This window comes from Mycobacterium sp. smrl_JER01 (genome assembly GCF_048513595.2).
Classification (GTDB): domain Bacteria; phylum Actinomycetota; class Actinomycetes; order Mycobacteriales; family Mycobacteriaceae; genus Mycobacterium.
In genome coordinates, this window is the sequence record NZ_JBLXXK020000001.1 from 5,903,920 (window position 1) to 5,923,888 (window position 19,969).

A 19,969-nucleotide genomic window follows, 5' to 3' on the forward strand; every position below is an offset into this window, starting at 1 on the left:
CCGCCATCACGCAACCCCGGCAGGCAGTGGGCTCAAGACGTAGCCGAGATGATGTTCGAGAAGTGGTCGGACAGCCCCGTTGTTCTACGGGTCGACGACGAGTTCGCCGGCGCGCTAGTGAGCGCCAACACCGACGTGGAGCTGGTGCCCGATTGGTTGACGCGGTTCCCGTTTAACGCCGTCGCCTACAGTCTCGCCACCCCGTTGTCGCTGCACGACGGGCAGCGCTTGTGTCGCTACCTCGGAATGGTGGTGGCCGGCACGGTTAGTGAGTATCGGCATGTAGGAGGTTCAGGGCCAGCGCCGGTGCTAGGTAATTTGAAGCTTCAAGGGGCCGATGGTCGCGGTGTGTTCACCGCCTACACAAGGATCCCTGCGGCGCAAGGTGTGCGGTGCATGTGGGTGTATCAGGAGGAGGGCGATCCCAACCCGCAATTGCAGAGCGTGACCTTCCCACTCCGTGGTGATCTTGCCGTGACGACGCTGGCCGATTTGATCGAGACACAGATCGAAGGCGCGCACGACGCGGGGAACTCCGACGGCAAAGAGTTGCCGGTACTCATCCCGCTGTCGTTGTCGCTGCTTTTGTACTCTGCGGCGGGAGATCCCGAAATCGACTGGCCGCCCCCGGAACAGATCTCTCGACCGCAGCAGATCAGCCGGGCGCAGATCGGTAACCTGGGCTGGCGGACCGGTGCATCGCTGCGGCAGTACCGGCGGCAAGCAGGCGAACGCACAGGCGACGTTGGCATCGCCGGGTGGAGGCTCCCGCCTCACATCCGGATCGCGCATTGGCATCGGGTCCGCGTCGCCGAGCGAGACGAGAACGGCAGCGTCCTTGGGAACCGACTGGGCGTCGAAGGCGTCGACTGGCACTACGAATTGCGCTGGTACCCGCCGACACCCGTGAATGCCGATGGTGGCGTCGCCCCGGCCGTCCGCGACTTAAACTAGATTGAATCACGCGCGTTCGGGTGTAGTCCGGTGTCGCAGCGTCGGCGCGGCCGCCCACCGATAACATCCGGCAGAGTCAGGTCGGCGTGACTTCGACGAGACGGTCGTCGTCGGTCACTCTTAGAACGGGCTTGTCGAACGCCTGCCGAATTAGCTCGACGGTGCTCTTCAGGCGTTCGTAATCGGCCCAACGCAGGCAGTCGCGAGAGTCGTCGACCCAACTCAGCCTGTCGCCGTCGTGGTACACCTCGGCGATGAAGTACTCGGCGCCATCGGCTGATTGCACCACTCGGTAGTTTCAGGTGCTCATCGGGTCATTCTGTCGCGTCGTCACCCCCTGATAGGTTTCGTTTTCATCGGTTGTCTATACCTCCGTGGTGCGGCGGCTAGCGGCCTTCCCGGGCCGAGGGGCTTGAACCGCCTCTGCCGTAACTCGGGTGCGCCCGCGGCGAGCGGCGGCCACGTCAGTTGCGGCGATATGGTTGAACTGTGGTTGTCGATGCCGATGGCGGGGATCTCGCTGCTGACCAGAATTCCGGGCACCCTGATTCCGCGAGTTCGAACAACGGGGAGGAGGCGCGGTCACACACCGACATGAACCTGTCCGACCATTTCGACGCCGACAGCTACGCAACGATGGCCTACCGGGACAATCTGGAATCGGGCGCGGCCGACGCGCAGAACGAATACAACGCGACGCCTGAGTTGCAGAGCCTGCTTGCACAGGCTTCTGCGGCACCTACGATTCGGCGACGCCGTCCGCGGCGGATGTAGCCTCCCCGCCGGCTCTGTCTGCGAGGCAGCTCGTCCCCACGGCCACTCTGCGCGACTTGACGGCCGGTACACACGGCGGTCCGAGCAGCGGACTTCAAAGGGTCATGCACCCGTCGACGGGTTGAGGCCAAGAATGTTCTCGCGCTCGTCTCTTGAGATCGGTTCGCGGTCGTCAAGGAGCGGCCAGATCTCGACACCGCCAGGCTGATCGGCCAGCCACGCCTGCAGTTCTGCCTCAGCAGCCTGTTGGGCAACTTGAGCCTCTGGCCTCTCGGTGACCGCCAGAACTCGTCCATGTGGTCAAGAAGCTCTTGAAACGTCGCTCCAGTTCGCCACCGGCCGGGCATGGCGCTCCTGTTCCCCCGCTCTTCCTCTCCGTCGGGCATCGGCGATCACCGCTGCGGGTCGAGCAGCTTGGTCATCGGATGACCACTCACTCGGCAGGTGTAGCGGCGGTCCATCAATGGCCTTTCCTCGGAGTCGTCCGACGGCGGTGGTTAGCCCGTAGGTGCCCTCCGGGCTGCCTAGAAGCCGTGCATCGGCACAGCGCCCGCTTGGACGCAGGCGCCAGGACGCTCGTCTATATTTTAATTTGATGCACCCAAAGTAGAATAACTATTTCGTTGTGGTGTTCTTCGTGGAAAGGCATGACATGGAGTGGCCGGGGCATGGGACGCAAAGTCGGCCGTGGTCAACACGCAACCGTCAAGGTAATCGTGACGACCGCACCCTGAATGTCATCGAGGTATCCGTGCCGCCGCTCATCGCGTCACTGCCCTGCGATCCCGTTGGCAACACAGCCCGGGTTCTCGAAGATGCGGTGATCGCGGTGGCCCATCTCGAAGCCGGGTTCGGTCAGCACCTGGCGCCGCTGGCCGACTTCCTGCTACGCAGCGAGTCGGTGGCCTCATCGAAGATTGAACAGATCGACGCCGGATGGCGCGCTTTCGGCAAAGCCGTCGCGGGTGGCAAGGCCAGCGATGAGGCCCGGTCCCAGCTCGCGGCAGTTCATGCACTTCTCGCGCTCGTGGAGATCTCGAGTACCGGTCCGATCACGCTGCCGGCAATCCTGCAGGCACACCGCCTATTGATGGCGTCTGATCCCTATGCCGACAGCCCGGGCGCTCTGCGCACAGTGCAGAACTGGATTGGCGGCAGTGACTTTTCACCGGTGGGAGCGGTGTACGTGCCGCCGCCGCCCGAACTCGTCCCTGAACTGATGGATGACCTGATGGCGTTCGCCGCCCGCTCAGACTTGCCCATTCTGGCCCAAGCAGCGATCGCTCATGCGCAGTTCGAGTCCATTCACCCGTTCACCGATGGCAATGGTCGTATCGGACGAGCGTTGATCAGCGCAATTCTGCGTCGGCGCGGGCTGACCCGGCGGGTCACCGTGCCTCTGGCATCGGCGATGTTGGCCGACACCGACCACTACTTCGCTCAGCTGACCGACTATCGCAAGGGCGCGGCCGATCAGTTCATTGGCTACGTCGCCGGGGCCGCGCTGCACGCTAGCCAGGCAGCCGAGGAAACGGCCGCCCGCCTGGCCGGCCTGCCTGCGCGGTGGCGCGATACCGCCCGCCCACGTGCTAATTCCGCTGATGAGACGTTGCTCGACAACCTACTCGACGTTCCCATCTTCAACGCCGACACCGCACAACAGCTCACCGGAACCACCGACGCGAGTACCTACAAGGCCCTCAACCGGCTCACTGAGGCCGGCATTCTGGAGGTGCTGTCGACCGGGATGCGCAACCGGATCTGGGCCGCCAGCGACATCCTCGTCGAACTGGACGTCCTCAGTGCGACGATCGGGCGACGCACCCGGGCATCGCGGATTATTAACCGGGGTGAACAGAACTAGGGCGCCGGCTGCCGCGAGGTACTGCCGAAGGGTCGAGAGCAGCAGGTCGCCCCGCCGCTCAATCTTTGAGACCGTGCCTCAATAGATGCTCAGCAGCTGAGCCATCTGCTGCTGGGTCAGTCCGAGGCCTTCCGCATGTCCGCTAGGCGACGGGCATGGATCTCGTTGACTCGTTCGCGCTCGGAGGCAAACCGGCGCACATCGTCGACAATCAGCGGACCGTCGACAAGCTGCGCAATTCGGTCGTTAGCGCTACGGAAACGCATAGGGCCCATCCTCGCCACTCGCCACTATCCTCACTCTCTGCTGACCCCTCTTGCCTCGGCTTCAATGCGATCGAGCGAGCCGAAGAACTCTTCCGGCCTGTGGGCTTTACCGTCATCGCGAGACTCGGCTGCGGCGACATCTCCCGCGGCCTGGTCGACAATCATCACTGGGGTTCATGGCTCGCGTGTGTCGCCATGACCACGCACTCGGATTCCACACGTGGGACACCAGCGGGCCGGGACACCGAGCAAGGCGGCAATCGCTTCCAGCCGCGGGTGCGTGCATGCCTGCCGGGACAGGTGCTCCCGGATGGTGACGACGATGAACGCTGCCCGCTCCCGTGGGCTGTCACCGTAACCCTGCGCATTGGTCCTGCCAGTCGCGATGACGTCGCCCTCGACGAATTCGTCCCCCTGGTCGGCAATGGTGCCGTCATCGTTGCCACGATCGCCCACACACCTAGCCCGTCCACTCGGGCGTAGGTCGATCTCGATGTCCCACTCGGTGTCGCGCTCGCGGAAGTAGAAGCTGTGACCGTCGACCTCGCCCTCCCACTGCTCAGGCGCGTAACCGCCGTGGCTGTGCACCACGACACCCGGCTGCTCGGCGAGCCACGCTTGCAGGTCCGCCTCGGCCGCTTCATGGACAGCCTGGAGCCGCTGACCTTCAGGCGAGCGCCAGAACTCGTCCGTGTCGTCAAGAAATCCCCGAAACGTCGCTCCTGACCGCCACCAGTCAGGCACGGGTGTCTTTTTCTCCTCCGCTTCCTTTCGCGGCGTCGGCAGACCGCGACACTTCAGCGAGGTACGCATCCACCGCCGGCGAGCGGATGTGGCCCTCTGGGACCTCGTGACCCGCAAGCTTCGCGGAGGCCTTCGTCGATCGACGTCCCGCCGCCTTCACGCTTTCGGCGCTCACAACTACTCGCTTCTTCATGACGACCCCTGACCGCGACGCTATCGAGCAGACAAGGACAGAGCCAGCGGTAACACAGAAGTCGACCGGGCTACGGAAGAAGCTCTGCCACGTTCACATCTAGGGCATCGGCGATGTCGAACAGACGCTCGTAGAGGAGTCCGCGCCGGCCATGCTCCACGTCTATGAGGACGTTCCGCGTGACGCCAGAGCGGAGCGCAAGTGCCTCTTGAGTCATGTTCCGCGCGATGCGGAGCTCTCGGATCTTCGCTCCGACGAGGCGTCGCCAATGCTCCCACTGGGCAACCCTTTCAGGGTTGTTCTGGCTGGGGCGGGTCGGCACCCCTCAAGTTGCGGGTGAATCCACCGCGATGTCTGCCCTACTAGTAATACATTGGGTTCTGTGGTCGCGCACCTTTTTTACCGAGCGTGTTTCGAGAACACCGGCTCGGTGGAGGTAGCGATCGGACTTGTGCAGCCGGCGACCGGCGCCTGAAGCGGTGGTGGTTGGCGTGCCACGGCTGCTACCGACACGGACCGCCATCGCGCCCGACGAGGCTCTGGATAGTTTCCTAGAGCGGCTTGCCGCTGCGAATGATCTCCAACCCGCCCAGCTTCTGCGCCTTCTCAGAACACCGGGCGCCGAACGGTCTCGGTTGGCCTTCTTCATGGTCAAACCCGACCCGACGCTTCTGACGGCAATCGCGTCGATTAGTGGTGTCGTCAACGAACGGCTAGGCGAGGCGACACTCACTCGCTTCGGCGACGGGCTCCCTTTGCATTTCGATGGGTTCGACCCGCGAGATCACCACAGCTATCGCAACGTAATAGCACAGGGATGGTTCCCTACGACGGGTTCGCAGGTCTGCTCACCGTGCCTATCCGAGCGTGGATCGTGGCGGATCGAGTGGCGTCTACCCCTCGCGGCTGTGTGCACTCATCACGGGACGTTTCTGACGTTTGCGTGCCAAGGCTGCGGCAGGCGGTTCCGAAGTCACCATCACTCACCGCTTCGAGCGATCATCGGGCCAGACCATCCCTGCGGTAATCCCCTCGGCCTACGAAATCCTTGTCGTCATTCCGTAATTGATCATCATCCTCAGGCGGCTCCCACAGCTCTAGTGGACTCTGCGACCGTCGTTGCGCGTGCACTGGCCGCTGAGCCGATCCCCATGCTGGGCGTCGAAGCCGATGCACAGACCTACCTCGCCGAACTACGCCATCTCGCGACCCTTCTCCTACACCTCGCGTCACGTGCCGGCGCTCCGAGTGTCGTTGCCTGGGCTGACGAGGTACACGCAGAAGCCATCACGCGCTCGACGACTCTTCGGGGGCCACGCTGGGGTTACAGCCCCCCGCAGGACTCCCGTGTTCGTGGTCACGTCCTCGACACTTCCGCTCGAATCCTGGCGGAGGCGAATCTTCAATCTGCGGGGGCGCGACTGGCGCCCTGGATCGATCTGATCGCTGCCGAGAGGAACGGCCCTAGCGTCTGGATGCTCAACCGCACCACACGGAGCCCGATCATGGAGCAGTTGATCCACGCCGCGACTGAGGGCCGGCATCACGTCGGCCGGCGGCTCACCAAGATGAACCCCAGCGACGTACCGTTGGCGCGCTCATCAATTCCGCAACTTTTCGACGAGGATCTGTTCCACGAGTTGTTTGAGGGAATGTTGGGTGGTTACGACCGCACGAGGCGTTTGTACGTGTCACTTTGTGTGGTGAGAGCGGCCACCGAGGCGACAACTTGGTCGGAAGCCGCGCGGGAACTGGGCTTGGCGCCGCGGATAGGCCCTGCCACTGCGCGCGCAGCCAGCAAGCTGATGCAGGTCCCGCCAGAGCAGTTCGCCCGCGCTGTGCACCGCGCCATTCAATTGCTGCCGCGCGACCGCGACTTCCGCGACCGTGAAGTGAGAGTGCAGACCCTTGCCCGACAGAGCGATGGCTGGTTTCCGCAATGGTGCATCTCGTCGAGTCCCGCGCGGCGGACCAGTTCTTTCCCCTATGCGGTGACTTGGATGTGGTGTCAGGTGTCCCAGGGGTGCTTCGATACGAGCCCTGCGTGGAGCGCACCGCCATCGCGGCACTTGAGGGCTGCCTACGTGGCGTTCCGGGACCGACTTGCGCGACCGCAGCAGCAGTCTTTACAGTCCCTCGTTCTTACTGTGGAGTCTGACTGACTGCAGATTGCCAATCAGGCGCCGAATCCCAGTCGTCTGGCGCGGTGCGCGTCGCGCGTTCGCTTCTTCGTCGAGGCTGCGCCAGCTCTCGACGGGTGCCTTCGGCGCGCGCGCACAGCTCGATGCGGTTCAAGTGCTCCCGCAGGATTCGGTGAGTTCCGTCTTTGCTCGCCGCGACGACTGCTTCGCCGACCAGCGTCTTGAGGTCCCCTAGGAAGCCTTGAGTTCGAAGCCACAATTCACCAGCAAGTTCCAGGAAGAGCATGCCCGGCTCTCCTGCCGGGAGATACGGTAAGACGCGCTCCTCTAGCTGCCGCACAACGCCCTGCCACGCGCGCCGCTCGTCGATGGTGTGGACCTGGTACGGAGCAAGTGGTTTCATCGTGAGGCGCCCAGCGATCTGGGGATCGCGCACCAACACGCTGTCTTCAATATTGGCACCTACAAGCACCAATGTAGTTCCTGTGTAACCCAGTTCAGTGTTGATGTGCTTGATGTGGTCCAGGACAAAGCGCCCGCCCTTCCAGTCGGTGTAGAGGAGGTGAACGTCATCGAAGACGAGAACTTGCGTGCCGTGTCTTCTGGCAGCCCTGACTGCGTTGGTGGTCAGTTGACCTACGTCACCATCACCGGGTAGCCCGTAGCAGCCCAAGATCAGTTGGTTCACGACCTTTACCGCCGCCTTTGCGGGGATATGCGTCCAAGTAACTGGACATAGATCAGCTTCGCAGTCGTCGTCTAGTTTCATCACCGGCCGGCCACGTTCATCCGTGGCGGCGCCCGTGATCATCTGTAAGTAGCGTTCGCGGCCCCACCGCATCATCAAAGTGCTCTTGCCAACCGCGTTCGGACCGGACAACGCGAAGATCTCCTTCGCGCCTGGCGGTGAATCCTTGTTGCGGCGCAGCGTGTTCGCTATCGCGTCGGTGACACCTTTCATTTCCTCGGTCTCGATGAACAGTTGGGAAATCCACCTTTGAAGGCCATCGATGTGTATTCGGCGTTCGTCTTGAGCAAGCCTTTTCCACTGCCGCAACGAAAGTGGCACCGGATCGGCCGCGTCAACCGACGTGCAGTAGTCGTGCCAAAGTTGCGGATCCACGTCTCAGCCGTCGTCGAGCAGATTGGGCCACGACTCAGCGAATGAAGCCGGTTGTGGTCTGTGCTTTGCGATCAGCCTCACAGGGTTGTGTAGATTCTGTGCTCGTTGCGCTTCGGCGTGATCTTTGCGTGAGTGCTCGACACGAAGTGCGGCGGCTGCCATCTTCCTTTTCCACTCAGCCTTGCCAGGCGAACTTGTCAATTCGATCAATTCGTCCAAGACCTGCCGCGTCGCCGAACCACGGTTTAAGACGCTGTTGCCACCGCGGTCGCGGACCCTTTTCAGGGCGGCATTGACGATCGTTTCGGTCATGGGTGCGTCAATGCGATTGGCACCGCGCCACTCGACTGGCTCCACGCGGTTCGAGAAAGGGTCGCGAAACCATATGCGACTCAAATCGTGTGGGTCGACGAAGAAAGGCGCCGCACGATCACCCTCCCGAAAGCGGCCGATCGATACACGCCGAAAGCGGTCCAGAATTGGGGAGTCGTAGGTCATTTCAGAGAACTCGACGCCAGCCATGCCGATCGTCCCCCAGCGGATCGGCAGGAACTGGTAGATCATGTCTGGCTGCTGCGGAACATCGATGCGCCCTGTTACTTCGACGAGCGCGTCCCACATTTCCAGAGGACATAGTCGAGCGTCCGCTTGCCCGTTTAAGACCAGCCCGGTGTGCCAGCTTCGGTGGTAGTCCAACGCCACGAAGCGCCGCAGATGTTCTTGAAGCTCGCGCGCCGTGAGAAGTGGCTCCTCGGCGACCAGTCCGCCGCGTTCGGACACGTTGCGTCCCTTATAGCCCGGTATCTGCTGTACCGCGCGCTGCAGCGTCTCGTGCCAGCGCTCGACGTGTGGGTTGTCGGTCGGCTTCCCGCCGCGGCTCAGTAGCAGGTCGATCTTCAGGTCATGCAGTAGTGCCCGAAAATGCTGGGAGACAAAGATCGACCCATGGTCACTGCGGATCGCATCAGGCATCACCGAAGGGATCGCGTGTTCTCCCTGCAGTGTCGAGAAGTCAGGGGAAACGACGCGCCGCATCGGGTGAACCACGACGTTCGAGAGGTCCAGTTGCTCGGGAATCCCGACCCATCTCCATTCGCCAATAGATGATCCGTTGACCGCCAGCGAGAACGGCCGGCAGACGTCATACGCAAGGAGTCCGGCTTCGAGCCCGTTGGCACTACGAGGAACAACACGCAGGGCAAGGATGACGCGGGTCGCCACGCAGATGGCAGTGAGTATCTCTACGCTGCAAGGCAATCCACTTAACGGATCGAACACCAAGTTGTCGGCTCGTGTGGCGTCGATGGCGACGACCTGCCCCGGTCGTATGGCGGGATACTGCCTCGACCCCGAGACGGTCTGCAGGACCTTGTTGCGCTGCGCTCTGGGCGTGGTTCCCGTCTCCTGCAGCAGATTCGAGAGATACGTTTGAGTCGCCTGGCGCGGAGTACGTAGATCCGTGATGCCGTTCTTGCGCAACTGTGCGCGTACCTGTCGTTCGAGTTCCTGGATCGCGACTGAGGATCGTGTCCCATCGAGAGTGGCGACGACCTGTTCGGCGACTTGTCGGAACCGTTCGTCGACCCTCTCTCTGACGTCACTGCCTCGAAGGCTTCGTTTGTCTATCAGCCCGTACAGCCCCTGCTCTCGCCACAGTCGCTCCCAGTTTCGGATCGTGCTCGAGTTCACTCCCCGTGGTTCGATTTCGCCGTCGCGTATTCGCCTCTGCAGGTTGCGGTCAGCCTGCGCTTCTTGTGCCAGCAGAGCCGCCATCGCTGTGGCTCGCTTCGCTATCGATACCCCGAAGCCGTCCCCGAAGGGTGCCTGGGGCTCACTGGGTCGCCTGAATTCGGGGTGGCCGTCGCGATAGCCAGTCACCAACTCCTGAACGACTTCCAACCGATTGAGCGCAACTGATCGGGCATCGTCGTCGAGGCTGTCCCACAGCGGACGGAGCGCTGGGGCGAGGATGCTGGGCACGCCATCCCTTACCTCGCGAACAACCGGTAACGCGTCCCAGCGGAAATGTGTAGTCACATTGACGCAATCGCGGATATCGACACCGGTCTTGTTGACAGCCATCACGCGGGCAGTCCCCGTATCGGTGAGCAGCAGGTCACCTTCATGCAGGGCGGTACGCCCGCCTGGCACTAGTCAGCTCCCATTGAGTGTGGACCGATGGCAGTATCGAGTGTCCATCGACGACACAGGTCGATATCTAAGGCGCCGCTCCAAACCATGTGCCACATCGTCGACTTCAGCTCGCCACTGCCGCTGTCCGCTGCGAAGACGTCGCGCACCGCCGCGCGAGGGGCGCGCACGATGTCGAGGACTTGGCGCTCGCATCGCGCAGCCCATGATGGCCGACGACGGAAGCCATGCAGCCAAAGAAGATTGAGGCGCTCCACGGGCTCCAATCCTCCGAATATCTCGTAGGTCCATCCCACTGCAGCGCAAGCAACGGACGTGATCTTGGCCTTCAAACCGAAGTCGGCGTCCTGTTGGTCAGGTGCACGCACGTCCCATACGGTGACCGACCCGTCATTCGCCACCGTGAGCAAGTCTGGTATGTGCTTGTTCGGCGGGCCTTCCCTCCAGGAGAGCCGGAAAGGCTGCGCCACGATACGGGTCACCGATGCGTCGCGATCAAGCCGGCGCAGCAAGTCGTGCTCAAGTCCGGACTCAAGCCCAAGGGTGCCGTCGTTCGTGACGGAGTACGCAGTCACCGCGATGTGGCGGTTCAGTGCGGAGGCGGTCGGTGTGCGCAGGGCGTCGAGTAGATCCAGAGGCGGGTCGCCATTTCGCTGCCACAGCCATCCGACCTCGCTGCCTTTCAGCGCGAATGTCCACGACAACTTGTGGCGGTGTCTTGCGGCCGCCGACTCCCGGCGGTCGACATCATCAGCACCTTTTGGCGGCATTCTGCACACCCCTAGACCAGTACGACAGGTCGCCGTGTTGGCAGTCTAGGTCCCTTCTCGGCGTAGCGAAAGCACGAGTTTTGCTGTGTGGCAGACTTATTCCATTTTACTGGCTGTTCAGGTGCCGCACCGACAGTAATTTTTAGGGCGGCGGGCTCCATTCGACCGGCTCATCAATACCTAGTCGGAGGAGAAAACGCTTCGCGTAATCCTCTAGCGATCCGTCGAGCGCGGACAGGACGGCCGGATCCACGGCGCTGAGATGCACGCTTGATGTCGATCCGCCCAAGCGGGCGAGCGTGGCCGGACCTCCGCTGATCTTCTCGACTAGAGACTTCCGTGCCCAGGTTGCAACTGCACTGTGGCCGAGGTTCAGGCCGGCCTCACGGCACACCGTTTCCCAGTCGCCGACTCCTCCCAGCAATGACGAATAGTTCAAAGCGCGCCGCCCCCCGTAGTCGATGGGCGCGCCGTACCTGATCAGGTAATCGCTCAGGCGTATCAACCGCTCACAGATCGACGGCCATTGTCGTGAGCCGCACAACAACCACAGGCGTTGGTTAAGTGCGTTCGCACTCGCCGCTTCTCCCAATATGTCGCCGGCTTCAACCGCTCTCACGCTGCTGCCGACCAACAGTGTGGCTATCGAAAGCACAGATCTCATTTCGGCCGTCCTTGGCAATTCAAACAGCAATTGATTGGACCATGTCGTCCACATCATTCTCGGCAGCGCTCGCGCGATGCGTGTGACGTCGTTGAGCTGGAGATCCGGACCACAGGGCATGGCGGCACCCGAGCGATATCGGAGCTGAAGTTCCGGGCCGAGTCGCTCGGTACTCGCCTTTATGACGATCGCGGTCGCAACCAAGTCGTCCTGCAAGCAGGATCGCAATTCCGCCGGCCCGGTGTCCGCATTCTGACCACGGATCAGCCAACTCGCTCGCACACCCGCTTCAGCGACTGTGGGGGCGCCGAGAATGGACAATGCGGCGGTTATTCCGACTGCCGCTTCGATGGCGCGCACAGGTGGGTCGGCGTTCAGCGCGCCCCTGGCCCTCGACGGCTCCTGCACGCCGCCGCCTGTCGACAGGGGTACCGGCAGCTCGACGCCCGCTACAGCGGCCATCCCATGGGTAGATGCGTAATTCAGAACGCGATTCGAGATGCTCCGAATTGCCTCCAGCGTGTCCCGGGTCGACGCACCCTGCAGCAGAGCCGGCCGAGCCTCGTTGTGGGCGATGACATCAGCGACCATCCGTTGAGCTTCGAGGATCGGATCATGGGATTCCATCAGCGCTGTCGATGCATCTCTCAGGCGGTACCCACAGTTGCACAGTCCTGGTTCCGGCAGCCCGCGGAAGGTTTGACGACGGCGCGGGCGCGCATGGCAAGTCGGACAAGCGTCGAGGAGAAGCACGTTGTGCTTCAGGCAGGCAAAGGACAAACCGAGTCGCCAACGAATCTGCCAACGATCTTGCGAATCGCTCAAACAATGTGGGCAGTACCTCGACCAACGCAAGGCACCGTACGGGAACCTCGGATCAAGCTCACGTGTTACGGGGTCGAGTCGCAGCGCTCGTCCGTCGTAGTCGCTGAGCGTCATGGATGCAATGGTTTCTGCACTTGTGCCCGTAGCGGTCCCCATGGCACGCAGCTGAGATGGCGATAGCCAAATGTGCCAACTGGATCGTTTGCCGTCGGCCAGTTGCAACATTCTGGCAAGTGAGGCGAGCGGCAGGTCCATTCGGCGGGCCGTGTGCTCAAGCCAGGAGTCGATCGCTTCGCCCTCGACGGGTTTGACCCGCACTGGGAGTCGTGTCAGCACCCGGCAGCCCGAGTGTGCCTAGTCGATGCGAGTCCTTGCCTCACATGACCGCAGTACCCAAGAAAGTGCACACCTTTTAGGAAGCCACATACCCTGCACGCAGGTCCGCCCCACTAGTGGGGCGGGAATTCATCAGTGCGGCAGCCAGATCGACCGATTTTATCGGGGATGTCGACGAACAAATATCACGAACTCAGTTGGCGGCCCAGCTCTCGATTCGCGTGCGAAGCGCCTTCGTCGCGACTCAATTTGAGGCTGCGAATGCTGCTCGATTCCCCGCCCTCGCCTGCTTCCGTGTGATCGCGCGCTTCCAACCGCAATTCTCGCTTTATGTGATGGCGAGTGGCACGTTCCTGATCGTAAGCGACTGCACCTGCACCGCACCGTATTTCCCCGCCTTCGTATCGAACCCAGCCAGCCACACTCAGCCAGGGGAGATTCCTCGTCAACTCGGCTCCACTTCGAAAGAGGTGCGTGCCATCGGGATTACGGATGAACATCACCAAGTCATCTGCCGTCGGATAACGATGCCGACGACTCACGAACCCGCCTATTGAGCACGCGACCCGCCGGCCCAATTCATGTGGTTGACGGACCGCGGTCTTCTTCGGGGTAGAGGCCAAGTACGTGGGACCGAACCGGAGGGACCGTGGTTCCTGGGTGTAAACCAACCACCCACGCAGAGCCGCCCGGCGCATCAGTATTTCTTTCACCGGAAGCCAGGCCGAGTAGCCTTCGGCATCTAGGAAGGCCAGCACTTTTGGGTTTTCGAACGCTTCTCGCCATATCGGCGCATTGAGTCCGGCACACCAACGCTCGTATGCGACGTCGGCCACTAGGTAACCGAACCTATCGATCTGTTCGACCGCCATTCGACGGACCGAATCGACCTGCGCTTCAATCATCTTGGCCCCAAGCGATGGAAAACTAGTGCCCTACTAGTAGTACTACGATCCTACATCCCATCGGCTTTTCCGACGCGGCAATCACCGTCTCGCCTGTCGCCTCTTAAGCGGTATCGACTGGCCAAAACTATGCCGCTGCTTGATCACTCGGTCAGCCGGCCTTATGCCGTTCGCGCCACTGCCTGATAGCAGCGATCGCCTCCGAGCGGTTGATCTTCCGGTCTCGAAAGCGGTCGTACACGCTCGGCCATCGCACATCTTCTCGACCGCCATAGCCAAGTCGGAGGGCAGCTTCGGCCGGTGCTATTCCCGCTCGGGAAAGCTCCGCTGCCAGCATCGGTCGGCGCCCGCAGCTCACCCGAATCCAACCAATCATGGTGGCTTCGTCGTCATCGAGCCCGTGCAGACATGCTGCGGCCCAGTCTCGATGAAGACGTTGCGCCTCCTTGCGGTCCCTTGATGTCGGAGACGAACCGTGCCGGTCTACGACTTCTTCAAGAAGAGCGGCCAAAACCGGTGGCATCCACTTTGATTGGTGCGGTCCAGATGACGACCGCTGGCTGCGCGACTTCACGCGTCGGAGGGCCTCTTCGAAGGATTCGTCGGGTTCGTCGACAGCGGTAGCACCCGACGAACGGCCAAACGACTCGGGCGGATACACATCTTCTTCGTGGGGCGGAGCGGGCGCTGGGGCGAAATCGCGACGGATTTCTCGAACAACCGGCGCCTCTACAGTGCTGGCTGCAGACTTCACAAACTCGCCTCTCCTGGCGAGTTCAGCAAGTAGCTGACGCGATGTCCAACCTAACTCTGCCGCGAGCTCGTGAACTCGCAGCTTATGCCTGGGCGGAGGATTTAGCTTCATAGGCTAATCACCTTGTTAAACAATCATGGGCCGCTTGCTAATCTTCACTGGATCTCGACAAAAGAGCACCCCTACCGCGCCATGTTCGAGAACCGTGACAGATGTAGTTGATGCGCCACGGTGATCGTCCTCGTCGGACCGGCGCGGTGCTTCGCGACAATCAGATCCGCCTCGCCGCCGCGGGGGTCATCCGATTCGAATGCATCGGGCCGGTGCAGCAGGATGACCATGTCCGCGTCCTGCTCGATCGACCCCGACTCGCGAAGGTCCGACAGCATCGGCTTCTTGTCGGTGCGCTGCTCCGGACCACGGTTGAGCTGGCTCATCGCGACCACCGGGACTTCCAGCTCCTTGGCCAAAAGCTTGATCTGCCTTGAGAATTCGGAGACTTCTTGCTGGCGTGATTCGACCTTCTTGCCCGAGGTCATCAGCTGTAGGTAATCGATGACGATGAGCCGCAGATCCGCCTTCTGCTTCAACCGGCGCGCCTTGGCCCGGATCTCCATCATCGTGAGGTTCGGCGAATCGTCGATGTACAAAGGGGCCTCGCTGATCTCACTCATCCGACGGGCCAGACGCGTCCAGTCGTCGTCGTTCATGCGACCCGACCGCATATCGGCGAGTTTGATCTTTGCCTCCGCCGACAACAGTCGCATGACGATCTCGGTCTTACTCATCTCCAGCGAGAACACAATGCTCGGCAGGTGGTTCTTGATCGAGCACGACCGCATGAAATCCAATCCAAGGGTCGATTTGCCCATGCCGGGCCTGGCCGCGACGACGATCATCTGACCCGGATGCAGTCCGTTGGTCAGATCGTCGAGATCGGTGAACCCCGTCGGGACGCCTTTGGATACCCCGCCCTCGGAGGCGATCGCATCGATCTCGTCCATCGCCGGCTGGAGGATCTCCTCCAGGATCACGAAATCCTCCGAGGACTTGCGTTCGGTGACGTCGTAGATCTCGGCCTGCGCACGGTCGACGATCTCATTGACGTCAGCCCCGTCGGCGCCCGCGTATCCGTACTGCACGACGCGGGTGCCAGCCTCGACGAGGCGGCGCAACAAGGACTTCTCGGCGACGATCTCCGCGTAGTACCCGGCGTTGGCCGCCGTCGGCACCGTCGAGATCAACGTGTGCAGATACGGCGCTCCCCCGACCCGGCGCAGCAGACCGCGCCGGTCGAGCTCGGCGGCGACGGTGACCGCGTCGGCAGGTTCACCGCGCCCGTACAGGTCCAGGATCGCGTCGTAGACGAGTTGGTTGGCCGGCTTGTAGAAGTCTCCCGGACGGAGCTTCTCCAGCACGTCGGCGACGGCGTCCTTGCTTAGCAGCATGCCGCCCAGCACGGCCTGTTCGGCCGCCGGATCCTGCGGGGGCTGCCGCCCGAAATCCTCGCCGGGAGGCGGTTCGGTGGCGCCACGATCTCCCGGCCGACCCAGGTCATCTACGACTGCCACGCCGAGACCCACCCCCTCTTCATCGCGATCGAACGCACATTCGACAATGGCATGTCGCGACTGTAGGACCGGCCGCCGACACGTGGCGTTCCGACAGCTGATCCGAACCCGCGACGCACAACGCTAGACGTTGCTGGGCGGGAAGCAAGTCGCCCCTGTTGATGACCCTGTGGATCGAGTGTGGATAGCTCAGGTGGACCATGTTGAACCGTTGGGGAGAACCTGTTGATAGAGGTCGACGCTGACCCTGTTTATGCAGATAAACGCACGGTAGGCCGGTGCATCGGCTGTGGATGGGAAATCGCCCGGCGTGTCGTCGCCGGTTGCCGTCTCGGGCGTGTTGTGTTTCGCCGCGGGGCCGTGCAGGTTAACAGCCGGTTAGGTTCGCTGGGATCGGTTTGCCGCGAAATGTTCGCCACCGAGACGGCAACGGCCGGGCAAGGACCCCGAGGGGGTCCCCACCCGGCCGTATCAAGCCGGAACCGATGTGGTGGCTACTAGCGCGCCACCACCGTCAGCGTGACCGACGCGTTCACCTCGGGGTGCAGCCGCACCCCGACGGTGTGGGTGCCGGTGGTCTTGATGTGTGCCTTGGGCAGGCTGATGGTCCGCTTGTCCAGGTTGGGTCCGCCGGACTTCTTGATCGCCGCGACGACGTCGGCCGCGGTCACCGAGCCGAACAGCTTGCCCGAGTCCCCGGCGGTCTTCGCCGCCAGCTCCACGCCCTCCAAGGCCTCGACGGCCTGCTTGAGCTCGTTGGCGTGCTCCAGGCTCTTGACGCTCTTGAGCTCCTGGGCACGACGGATGTCGTCGGCCTGGCGCTGGGCGCCGCGGGTGGCCACGATCGCCAATCCGCGGGGCAGCAGGTAATTACGGCCGTAGCCGTCCTTGACCTCGACGGCGTCACCGGGAGAGCCGAGATGGTCCACCTCGGCGGTCAGAATCAGTTTCATTGTCGTGGTCCTTATCGCGTCGACGAGCTGAACGGCAGCAGGGCGACCTCACGGGCGTTCTTCACCGCGATCGCGATATCGCGCTGGTGCTGAACGCAATTACCCGTCACCCGGCGGGCGCGGATCTTGCCGCGCTCGCTGATGTAGGTGCGCAGCAGCTGCGTGTCCTTGTAGTCGATGTCCTGGTTCTTGCCCTTCTTCGAGCAGAACACGCACTTGCGGGTCTTTACCGGCTTCTCCGGTGCCGGACGCCTCTTGGTGGAGGACTTGGCCATGTGTCTATCTCTTTCTCAAATTCACTGATGAGTATTGGTTGATCAGAAGGGCGGTTCGTCGTCGGCGCCACCGAAGGAGCCCGATGCGGGCGCACTGCCCCACGGGTCCTCGGCCGGTGCGCTGCTGGCTGCCGGGCGCGAGTTCCCGCCGCCGCCCCCGAATCCGCCGCCCCCGCCGCCACTGCGGCTGGCTTTGTTCACCTTGGCGGTCGCGTAGCGCAGCGAAGGCCCGATCTCGTCGACCTCGACCTCGACCACGGTGCGCTTCTCGCCCTCGCGGGTCTCGAAGGAACGCTGCTTGAGCCGTCCGGTCACGATGACGCGTGAACCGCGGGTCAGGCTCTCGGCGACGTTCTCGGCCGCCTCCCGCCAGATGTTGCAGCGCAGGAACAGCGCTTCGCCGTCCTTCCACTCACCGCTCTGGCGGTCGTACATGCGCGGCGTCGAGGCGACCGTGAAGTTGGCCACCGCGGCACCGGACGGGGTGAACCGCAGTTCGGGGTCTGCCGTCAGGTTTCCGACGACGGTAATGGTGGTGTCACCAGCCACGAGTTCCTCCTGTGCAGTGCTGTCTGCTCTTCGCGCAAGCGCTCATCGCCAGGCGTTGGGCGCGAGCCTACGCAGCGGTTCCGACGAGCGGCACCCTTTAGTGCTTGTCGGTCCGCATCACCTTGGTCCGCAGCACGGACTCGTTCAGGTTGAGCTGGCGGTCCAGCTCGGACACCGTGGCCGGCTCGGCCTTGACGTCGACCACCGCGTAGATGCCCTCGGCATGCTTGGCGATCTCGTAGGCCAGGCGGCGCCGTCCCCAGATGTCGACCTTGTCGACACTGCCGCCGTCCTTGCGGATGACGTTCAGGAACGTCTCCAGCGACGGAGCTACGGTGCGCTCGTCAAGTGTGGGGTCGAGAATGACCATGATTTCGTATGGACGCATGAGAAACCCATCACCTCCTCTGGTCTGGTGCGGCCACGGCGTGTCCGTGGCAGGAGGGTCGCCTGCGTCGGCAACCGGCCCAGGCTACAGGAACCGGTGCTGATCTGCGAAATTGGCCTACCACCGGGAGGGCGACGGGACGGCGAGGGCTTCGCGTCGCGTGGCGATCATCGGACCGCGGGGCTGCAACCAGTCCGGGAGCCAACGTGGGGGCGCGTCCGGCGCACCGTCGAACACCCCGCCGGCCGGGTCGTCGACCCCGCCCTGGCGGACCAGATCCAGCCGCGGCCGATAGATCTGGCGAATCACCAACGTGCACAGCGTGATCACTGCGATGTCGCGGAGCAGCACCGTCGCGGTGAATGCCTGTTCGGGCACACCCATGTTCTGCTCACCGAACAGGTAGAGCATCCGCGGCACCCAGACGAGCATGTCGACGGTCATCCACGCCAGCAGGATTCGCCGATGCGGCAGGGCCAGCACCGCCAGCGGCACCAGCCACAGCGAGAACTGCGGGCTCCACACCTTGTTGGTCAACAGGAACGCCGCCACCACCAGGAAGGCGATCTGTGCGACCCGCGGTCTCCGGGGGGCGGTGAGAACGATGTAGCCGATGACGATGCAACACGCGACGAACAGCGCCGCGCTGACTGTGTTGAGCACCGTCGGCGGCTCCCAGAAGCCGAGGTCCTGATCGAAGCCGCGCCAGCCGGTGAACGACTTCACGACGTTGTAGAGCGAATCCATGTCGTCACCGCGGCGGGCGTTAAGCCGGAAGAACTCTGACCATCCCCGCGGGAACAGCATCATGATCGGCAGGTTGACCACCAACCAGGCCAGCACCGCGGCCACCGCGGTCTTACCCGCCTCCCGCAGCCGCCCGGTCCGGACCGCCAGCAGGACCAACGGGACGAGCAGCAGCAGCGGATAGAGTTTGGCCGCCACCCCCAGGCCGAGCAGCACACCGGCGAGCACCGGTCTTCGCCTCGCCCACGCCAGCATCCCGCACGCTGCGAAAGCCGTTGCCAGCGCGTCGAAATTGGTGAAGATCTGGAAGATCACGATCGGTGAGGCGGCCAGCAGCGCGGCGTCCCAGATCCGCCGCGGGCCGGCCAACATCGCCGTGGCCCACAACGTGGTGAGCCATGCCAGCGCCAGACCCAGCGCGGCGATGTTGAAAAACATCACCACTTCCGCGATGACCGGCACCGACACCAGCTTCGTCAGAGCCGTGTACGTCTTGGCCACCGTCATCGACAGATACTGGTAGAGGCCGGTGAGGACCGGATACTCCATGTAGCGGATCGCGGGCTCACCGTCGTACTGGATCTGGGGCCGACCCTCGGCGTCGGTCTCGACCCAGCTGGACTTGTAGGGAAACTTGCCCAGGCTCAGCAGCTCCGCGGTATACAGCGGGACCGTGTCGGAATAGCACAGCTGGTAGTAGGCACGCTGGTTGTCCCAGTTGGCCACTCGTTGGTCGGCGGTGCCGGTGCCGGTGGTCTGCAGGCAGGCGGCCTTGGTCGAGTAGCCGAGCGCCAGGAACACCAGCGCGATGATCATCATCACCCGCAGGGGGGTCATGAAACGGGTGCGACCGATCAGGGCGTGTCGGCCGACCGGTCCACCGATCGTTCCCGACAGCGCCGCCCCGATGGTGTCGGTGCGGCTGGGGAAGTCGCGGGAGTCGAGCGAGACCAACCCTGCCGGCGGAGCCGGCGAAACCAAACCTGCCGGCGGAGCCGGCGAAACCACTGCTGCCGGCGGAG

At 63.0% G+C, this 19,969-nt stretch carries 18 protein-coding genes and 1 pseudogene; 5 read left to right on the forward strand and 14 right to left on the reverse strand.

Features of this window, described 5'->3' with window-relative positions; genetic code table 11:
- Positions 1–48 precede the first annotated feature (48 nt).
- Positions 49–954: an AcrVA2 family anti-CRISPR protein gene (locus ACNUDN_RS27855; protein ID WP_419124899.1), complete on the forward strand. Its 906-nt coding sequence runs from the start codon at positions 49–51 to the stop codon at positions 952–954.
- A 76-nt stretch (positions 955–1,030) separates the two neighbouring features.
- Here ACNUDN_RS27855 and ACNUDN_RS27860 read toward each other — a convergent pair whose 3' ends face one another.
- Complete coding sequence (locus tag ACNUDN_RS27860; RefSeq protein ID WP_419124900.1) at positions 1,031–1,240, reverse strand: hypothetical protein; 210 nt, start codon at positions 1,238–1,240, stop codon at positions 1,031–1,033.
- A gap of 203 nt (positions 1,241–1,443) precedes the next feature.
- Here ACNUDN_RS27860 and ACNUDN_RS27865 point away from each other — a divergent pair, with 203 nt between their 5' ends.
- Together ACNUDN_RS27865 and ACNUDN_RS27870 are read left to right on the forward strand one after the other, a co-directional pair.
- Entirely contained in the window at positions 1,444–1,728 is a 285-nt protein-coding gene (locus ACNUDN_RS27865; protein WP_419124901.1) for a hypothetical protein, read from the forward strand.
- Between the two features lie 652 nt (positions 1,729–2,380).
- The gene (locus tag ACNUDN_RS27870; RefSeq protein ID WP_419125345.1) at positions 2,381–3,592 is read left to right on the forward strand and encodes a Fic family protein; all 1,212 of its coding nucleotides are present in this window, start codon (positions 2,381–2,383) and stop codon (positions 3,590–3,592) included.
- A 440-nt stretch (positions 3,593–4,032) separates the two neighbouring features.
- On the opposite strand, the gene ACNUDN_RS27875 is transcribed toward ACNUDN_RS27870, so the two are convergent.
- Both ACNUDN_RS27875 and ACNUDN_RS27880 read right to left on the reverse strand, forming a co-directional pair.
- Positions 4,033–4,602 (reverse strand): hypothetical protein, encoded by a 570-nt coding sequence (locus tag ACNUDN_RS27875; protein WP_419124902.1) that lies wholly within the window; start codon positions 4,600–4,602, stop codon positions 4,033–4,035.
- Between the two features lie 263 nt (positions 4,603–4,865).
- Positions 4,866–5,117, reverse strand: a complete 252-nt coding sequence (locus ACNUDN_RS27880) for a helix-turn-helix domain-containing protein (RefSeq protein WP_419124903.1) — start codon at positions 5,115–5,117, stop codon at positions 4,866–4,868.
- A 169-nt stretch (positions 5,118–5,286) separates the two neighbouring features.
- On the opposite strand from ACNUDN_RS27880, the gene ACNUDN_RS31935 reads away from it, so the two are divergent.
- Positions 5,287–6,957 carry a TniQ family protein gene (locus ACNUDN_RS31935; RefSeq protein ID WP_505336167.1) on the forward strand — a complete coding sequence of 557 codons (1,671 nt, stop codon included), beginning with the start codon at positions 5,287–5,289 and terminating at the stop codon, positions 6,955–6,957.
- Here the strand turns inward: ACNUDN_RS31935 and ACNUDN_RS27895 are convergent.
- The 4 genes from ACNUDN_RS27895 to ACNUDN_RS27910 form a co-directional block, all read right to left on the reverse strand.
- On the reverse strand, positions 6,938–8,059 hold the full coding sequence (locus ACNUDN_RS27895) for a TniB family NTP-binding protein (protein ID WP_419124904.1): 1,122 nt from the start codon (positions 8,057–8,059) through the stop codon (positions 6,938–6,940). The genes ACNUDN_RS31935 and ACNUDN_RS27895 overlap by 20 nt on opposite strands.
- Before the next feature lie 3 nt (positions 8,060–8,062).
- Positions 8,063–10,141, reverse strand: coding sequence for an integrase (locus ACNUDN_RS27900; RefSeq protein WP_419124905.1), 2,079 nt, complete (start codon positions 10,139–10,141; stop codon positions 8,063–8,065).
- Positions 10,142–10,209: 68 nt separating this feature from the next.
- Positions 10,210–10,980, reverse strand: a complete 771-nt coding sequence (locus ACNUDN_RS27905) for a TnsA-like heteromeric transposase endonuclease subunit (protein WP_419124906.1) — start codon at positions 10,978–10,980, stop codon at positions 10,210–10,212.
- Positions 10,981–11,122: 142 nt separating this feature from the next.
- Positions 11,123–12,787 (reverse strand): TniQ family protein, encoded by a 1,665-nt coding sequence (locus ACNUDN_RS27910; protein ID WP_419124907.1) that lies wholly within the window; start codon positions 12,785–12,787, stop codon positions 11,123–11,125.
- Positions 12,788–12,921: 134 nt separating this feature from the next.
- Between ACNUDN_RS27910 and ACNUDN_RS27915 the strand changes: the two genes are divergently transcribed.
- Positions 12,922–13,362, forward strand: coding sequence for a hypothetical protein (locus ACNUDN_RS27915; protein ID WP_419124908.1), 441 nt, complete (start codon positions 12,922–12,924; stop codon positions 13,360–13,362).
- Between the two features lie 1,056 nt (positions 13,363–14,418).
- Here the strand turns inward: ACNUDN_RS27915 and ACNUDN_RS27920 are convergent.
- The 7 genes and pseudogenes from ACNUDN_RS27920 to ACNUDN_RS27950 form a co-directional block, all read right to left on the reverse strand.
- Positions 14,419–14,575 (reverse strand): annotated as a pseudogene (locus ACNUDN_RS27920) (translation initiation factor IF-2 N-terminal domain-containing protein); the annotation flags it as partial.
- Positions 14,576–14,646: 71 nt separating this feature from the next.
- Positions 14,647–16,035: a replicative DNA helicase gene (gene dnaB, locus ACNUDN_RS27925; protein WP_419124909.1), complete on the reverse strand. Its 1,389-nt coding sequence runs from the start codon at positions 16,033–16,035 to the stop codon at positions 14,647–14,649.
- Between the two features lie 497 nt (positions 16,036–16,532).
- Entirely contained in the window at positions 16,533–16,988 is a 456-nt protein-coding gene (gene rplI, locus ACNUDN_RS27930; protein ID WP_419124910.1) for a 50S ribosomal protein L9, read from the reverse strand.
- An 11-nt stretch (positions 16,989–16,999) separates the two neighbouring features.
- Entirely contained in the window at positions 17,000–17,263 is a 264-nt protein-coding gene (gene rpsR, locus ACNUDN_RS27935; protein WP_011783129.1) for a 30S ribosomal protein S18, read from the reverse strand.
- A gap of 42 nt (positions 17,264–17,305) precedes the next feature.
- Positions 17,306–17,812, reverse strand: a complete 507-nt coding sequence (locus tag ACNUDN_RS27940; protein WP_419124911.1) for a single-stranded DNA-binding protein — start codon at positions 17,810–17,812, stop codon at positions 17,306–17,308.
- Between the two features lie 97 nt (positions 17,813–17,909).
- Entirely contained in the window at positions 17,910–18,200 is a 291-nt protein-coding gene (gene rpsF, locus ACNUDN_RS27945; protein WP_018603055.1) for a 30S ribosomal protein S6, read from the reverse strand.
- 117 nt (positions 18,201–18,317) lie between these two features.
- Entirely contained in the window at positions 18,318–19,955 is a 1,638-nt protein-coding gene (locus ACNUDN_RS27950; RefSeq protein WP_419125346.1) for a glycosyltransferase family 87 protein, read from the reverse strand.
- Positions 19,956–19,969 lie beyond the last annotated feature (14 nt).

Excerpts from the sequence above, each read along its gene's own strand:
- ACNUDN_RS27855 (WP_419124899.1), top strand. The coding sequence starts at position 49 with ATGATGTTCGAGAAGTGGTCGGACAGCCCCGTTGTTCTACGGGTCGAC.
- ACNUDN_RS27870 (WP_419125345.1), top strand. The coding sequence starts at position 2,381 with ATGGAGTGGCCGGGGCATGGGACGCAAAGTCGGCCGTGGTCAACACGC.
- ACNUDN_RS27900 (WP_419124905.1), bottom strand. The coding sequence starts at position 10,141 with ATGGCTGTCAACAAGACCGGTGTCGATATCCGCGATTGCGTCAATGTG.
- ACNUDN_RS27905 (WP_419124906.1), bottom strand. The coding sequence starts at position 10,980 with ATGCCGCCAAAAGGTGCTGATGATGTCGACCGCCGGGAGTCGGCGGCC.
- rplI (WP_419124910.1), bottom strand. The coding sequence starts at position 16,988 with ATGAAACTGATTCTGACCGCCGAGGTGGACCATCTCGGCTCTCCCGGT.
- rpsR (WP_011783129.1), bottom strand. The coding sequence starts at position 17,263 with ATGGCCAAGTCCTCCACCAAGAGGCGTCCGGCACCGGAGAAGCCGGTA.
- rpsF (WP_018603055.1), bottom strand. The coding sequence starts at position 18,200 with ATGCGTCCATACGAAATCATGGTCATTCTCGACCCCACACTTGACGAG.